This window comes from Calidithermus terrae, assembly GCF_003574345.1.
Classification (GTDB): Bacteria; Deinococcota; Deinococci; order Deinococcales; family Thermaceae; genus Calidithermus; species Calidithermus chliarophilus.
Genome location: NZ_QXDL01000270.1, coordinates 1 through 4,645, shown reverse-complemented (window position 1 = coordinate 4,645; position 4,645 = coordinate 1). Strand labels below are relative to the sequence as shown.

General features: G+C 68.8%; 5 protein-coding genes. 4 read left to right on the top strand and 1 reads right to left on the bottom strand.

The features are described 5' to 3' along the window. The coding region (locus tag Mterra_RS19005) for an MFS transporter (RefSeq protein ID WP_147372949.1) at positions 1-837 on the top strand (837 nt) is incomplete at its 5' end. Between the two features lie 136 nt (positions 838-973). Here Mterra_RS19005 and Mterra_RS19000 read toward each other — a convergent pair. Next, entirely contained in the window at positions 974-1,408 is a 435-nt protein-coding gene (locus tag Mterra_RS19000; protein ID WP_119316558.1) for a 23S rRNA (pseudouridine(1915)-N(3))-methyltransferase RlmH, read from the bottom strand. A gap of 327 nt (positions 1,409-1,735) precedes the next feature. Here Mterra_RS19000 and Mterra_RS18995 point away from each other — a divergent pair, with 327 nt between their 5' ends. From Mterra_RS18995 to Mterra_RS18985, 3 genes are all read left to right on the top strand, one after another. Then, positions 1,736-2,842, top strand: coding sequence for a thiamine pyrophosphate-dependent dehydrogenase E1 component subunit alpha (locus Mterra_RS18995; protein ID WP_119316557.1), 1,107 nt, complete (start codon positions 1,736-1,738; stop codon positions 2,840-2,842). A gap of 76 nt (positions 2,843-2,918) precedes the next feature. Next, a complete protein-coding gene (locus tag Mterra_RS18990; RefSeq protein ID WP_119316556.1) occupies positions 2,919-3,893 on the top strand; it encodes an alpha-ketoacid dehydrogenase subunit beta in 975 nt (324 codons plus the stop codon). Positions 3,894-3,991: 98 nt separating this feature from the next. Beyond that, a partial coding sequence (locus Mterra_RS18985) for a biotin/lipoyl-containing protein (RefSeq protein WP_176582557.1) occupies positions 3,992-4,645 on the top strand: 654 nt, incomplete at its 3' end.

Genomic DNA, 4,645 nt, shown 5'->3' with positions numbered 1-4,645 from the left:
GCGCTGATGGGGGCGCTCAAGGCCTTCTCGCTGTGGTTCCCGCCGTACCGCTACGCCACCGTCAGCAGCGTGTACGTGGCCCTGGGCGGGCTGGGGGCCATCGCGGCGGCCACCCCGCTGGCCGTGCTCAAGGAGGCGCTGGGCTGGCGGGGGGTGTTCAGTTGGGGGACGCTGGTGATCGTGGCGGTGGCGGCTCTGGTGGTGCTGCTGGTGCGCAACGCCCCGCCCGGGGTGGCGCTGCCGCGCTCGAGTGCCGCGGGCGGCTCGGCCACCGTCTGGCGCAGCCCGGCCTTCTGGCGCATCGCCTGGCTCAACTTCGTGCTGGGCGGAGGCTTCCTGGCCTGGCAGACCCTGTGGGGCGGGGCCTACCTCTACCGGGTGCGGGGGCTCGATAGCCTCGAGGTCGGCAACTTCCTCTTCGCCTTCTCCCTGGCCGCCATCCTCGGCTTCTTCTCCTGCGGCCTGCTCGCCGACCGCCTGGGCCTGTCCCGCGTGTACGTGGGTGCGAGCCTCCTGCTCGCCCTGGCCGTGGGAACCCTGGCCCTGTGGGGCACCATGCCCGACGGCCTCCTCTACGCCACCTACGCCCTGATCGGCTTCTGCGGCGGCTTCAACATCCTCTCGCTGGCCCAGGCCCGGCTGATCTTCCCCCCCGAGCTCACCGGGCGGGCCACCACGGCCGTCAACTTCATGGGCTTCATCGGCGTCTTCCTGCTGCAACTGGGCATGGGCGTGGTGGTCCAAGCCAGCGGCTACCCCCTGGCACTGGCGATCTGGTTCGGGCTCCTGGTGTCAGCGGTAGTGCTGTACGCCCCAATGCTCAAGGCGGGGAGCTAAGGTCGAGGGCCAAAGCGTCCCGCGTCTTGCGTTTTGCGTCTTGCGTTTTGCGTACGACGTACGACGTACGACGTAGGACGTAGGACGTAGGACGTACGACCCGCGTTCGGCTACCGGCTACCAACCCCCACCCCCCTCACCGGTGATACGGCTCCCCCCGCCTGATGGTCTCCACCCGGTAAAGCTGCTCGAGCAGCACCACCAGCGCCAGCTCGTGCTGGAGGGTCAGCTTCGACAGCGACAGCAGCCAGTGGGCCTGAGCCCGGGTTTCCTCCGCGTGGCCTTCCGCGCCGCCGATGAGGAAGGCCACCTTTTCGCCCGTCATCTCCCACTGGGTGAGCTTCTTGTGGAGGGTGAGGGTGTCCACGGGCTGGCCGCGCTCGTCGAGGACCACGCGCACGAAGCCCTGGCTGGCCTCGAGCAGCCGTTCGCCCTCCTGGGCCTGGGTGCCCTCGCGGACGTGAACCAGCTCAAACTTCCGGCCCTTCCTCAGGCGGCCGGCGTACTCCTCGAGCCCCAGCCGGGCGTACTCGAGCCGGGGTTTGCCCACCACGCACACGCGAACGCGCACGGGCTCAATGTAACGGGTTAATACCCCGAATGTTGCATCTCGAGGTATCCTCTCACACGGCCGAGGCTATAATCTGAGGATCGAGAGGTTGACGATGGGGATGGTTGGAGCGCTAAAGCTGGTCATCATCGGCCTTTCCCCGGCCTCGGCCCCGGCATACCCCCGCCGGGGTTTTTCGTTGACGGCACCCCGGTCCCTTACAAAGGGGCAGGGTGCTTTGCTGGACGTGGCCCTTACCCAGGGTCATGACGCCTGGCGGAACGCCCCCCGCTCGGTGCGCGGCCTCGCCGCCCCGGACGGGACCCTCCCCAGGTCTGGAGGTTCGGCATGATCAAAGACAAAACCGGTTTCGAACCCTTTAGCCTCGAGCCCATCCGGCTGCTATCGCCCGAAGGGGAGTGGATCGCGCCGTTCGAGCTCGACCTCGACGAGGCCACCCTCAAGGGCTTTTACCGCGACATGGTGGCCGCGCGGATGCTCGACGAGAAATTCGTCATCCTCATCCGCACCGGAAAGACCAGCTTCATCGCCCCCCACGCCGGGCACGAAGCCGCCCACGTGGGCATCGCCCACGCCCTGCAGCGCGGCCACGACTGGCTCTTCCCCTACTACCGCGACATGGGCCTGATGCTCGCCATGGGCGTCCCGATGGTAGAACTCTTCGGGCAGATGCTGGGCAACGCCGCCGACCCCGCCAAGGGCCGGCAGATGCCCTCGCACCCCGGTTCCAAAAAGCTCAACATCTTCACCGTCTGCTCGGCCATCGCCTCGCACATCCCCCCGGCGGCCGGCGCCGCCATCAGCATGAAGATGCGCCGCGCCAACCAGGTCGCGGTGTGCACCTTCGGCGACGGGGCCACCAGCGAGGGCGACTGGCACGCGGGCATCAACTTCGCCGCCGTGCAGAACGCCCCCGCCGTGTTCGTCTGCGAGAACAACCGCTACGCCATCAGCGTCGACTACTCCCACCAGACCTCCTCCCACACCATCTCCGACAAGGCCCACGCCTACGGCATCCCCGGCTACCGCGTCGACGGGCTCGACGTGCTGGCGAGCTACTACGTCATGCGCCACGTGATCGAGCGCTCCCGGGCTGGCGCGGGCACCGCGCTCGTCGAGCTCGAGGTCTACCGCTACGGCCCCCACTCCTCCGCCGACGACGACACCCGCTACCGCCCCAAGGCCGAGGTGGACGCCGCCCGCAAGCACGACCCCCTCGTGCGCTTCCGCAAGTTCCTCGAGCACCGCGGCCTGTGGGACAGCGCCGCCGAGAACGAGCTGCGCACCCAGGTCGCGCACGACCTCGAGGCCGCCTTGCAGGAAGCCGAGGCCGCGGGCGAGGCCCCGGCGGAGTGGATGTTCGAGGACGTGCTCTCGAGCCGCCCCTGGCACCTCGAGGAGCAGCGGAAGCTGGTACTGGACGAATTGCGCTGACGCGCGTCCTACGCCGTACGTCTTACGCTCACCTCGCGCAGGACGTATGGCGTCGGGCCTATGACAGGAGGACCCAATGGCGACGATGACGATGATCCAGGCCATCACCAAGGCCCTGGACGAGGAGATGACCCGGGACGACCGGGTGGTGGTGTTCGGCGAAGACGTCGGCAAGCGCGGGGGCGTGTTCCTCGCCACCGAAGGCTTACAGCAGAAGTACGGCCCCGAGCGGGTGATCGACACCCCACTCTCCGAGGCCGCCATCATCGGCGCGGCGGTGGGCATGGCCGCCCACGGCATGCGCCCGGTGGCCGAGATCCAGTTCGCCGACTACGTGTTCCCCGGCTTCGACCAGCTCGTCTCGCAGGCCGCCAAGCTGCGCTACCGCTCGGGCGGGCAGTTCACCGCGCCCATGGTGGTGCGCATGCCCACCGGCGGCGGCGTGAAGGGCGGGCACCACCACTCCCAAAGCCCCGAGGCCCACTTCGCCCACACCGGCGGGCTCAAGGTGGTGGTGGTCTCGAGCCCCTACGACACCAAGGGCCTGCTCAAGAGCGCCATCCGCGACGACGACCCGGTGGTCTTCATGGAGCCCAAGCGCCTCTACCGCGCCGTCAAGGAGGAGGTGCCCGAGGACGACTACCTCATCCCCATCGGCAAGGCCGCCGTGCGGCGCGAGGGCGGCGACCTCACCCTCGTCTCCTACGGCGGCAGCATGGTCGAGACGCTCAAGGCCGCCGACGAGATGGCCGCCGCGGGCATCGAGGCCGAGGTCATCGACCTGCGCTCGCTGCTGCCGTGGGACAAGGACACCGTGCTGAACTCGGTCGCCAAGACCGGCCGGGTGCTCATGATCTCCGAAGCCCCCCGCATGGCGAGCGTGGCCTCCGAGGTCACCGCCACGATCTCGGAGGAGCTCTTCGACGAGCTCGAGGCGCCCCCCGTGCGCGTGAGCGGTTTCGACATCCCCTACCCCTACGCCCAGGACAAGCTCTACATGCCCACCGTGACCCGCATCCTCAACGCGGCGAAGCGGGTGCTGGACTACTGACCACTAGCGCGTCACCGACGGCGCATCGCGTATGGCCGGACAAAGCGGCGGCTTTATACAACGGGCCGTCTAGAATATGCAGAGGAGAAGGAGTCGCTATGCCTAAAGAGATCGTTCTGCCCGAGCTGGCGGAGTCCGTGGTCGAGGGGGAAATCCTCAAGTGGCTCGTCAACGAAGGCGACCTCTTGAAGAAGGACCAGCCCTTCGTGGAGGTCATGACCGACAAGGTGACGGTCGAGCTACCCAGCCCCTACGAGGGCGTGCTGATCAAGAAGCTGGTCAAGGAGGGCGACGTGGTGCCGGTGCACGCCCCCATCGCCACCATCGCCGAGCCCGGCGAGGTCGCCCAGACCATCAGCGACAAGGCGCCCGCCCCCGCGCCCAGCCTCCAGGCCGCCGAGGAGCGCTCCATCGTGGAGCCCGGCAACGTCCAGGAGGACGACGGGGCCAACCTCTCGCTGTTCAAGCCCGACACCAAGCAGGAGCAGGTGCGTAACCCCTTCGCCGCCGGGGTCCAGGCCCGCGGGGCCGTCGCTGAGGCCCCCAAGGCCGGGGTCAACAAGCACGGCCGGGTCATCGCCGTCCCGGCCGCGCGCAAGCTGGCCCGTGAACTGGGCCTCGACATCGCCCAGATCCCCGGCTCCGGCCCCAACGGCCGCGTGCGGGTGGAGGACGTGAAGAGCTACGCCGAGGGGCAAGGGTCGAGGGTCGAGGGCCCCGCGCCTGCCGCGCCCCAGCCCGCCGCCCCGGCC

What these genes read in the sequence shown, in the direction of transcription:
- Mterra_RS18995 (WP_119316557.1), top strand. Translation starts at nt 1,736, where the DNA reads ATGATCAAAGACAAAACCGGTTTCGAACCCTTTAGCCTCGAGCCCATC.
- Mterra_RS18990 (WP_119316556.1), top strand. Translation starts at nt 2,919, where the DNA reads ATGGCGACGATGACGATGATCCAGGCCATCACCAAGGCCCTGGACGAG.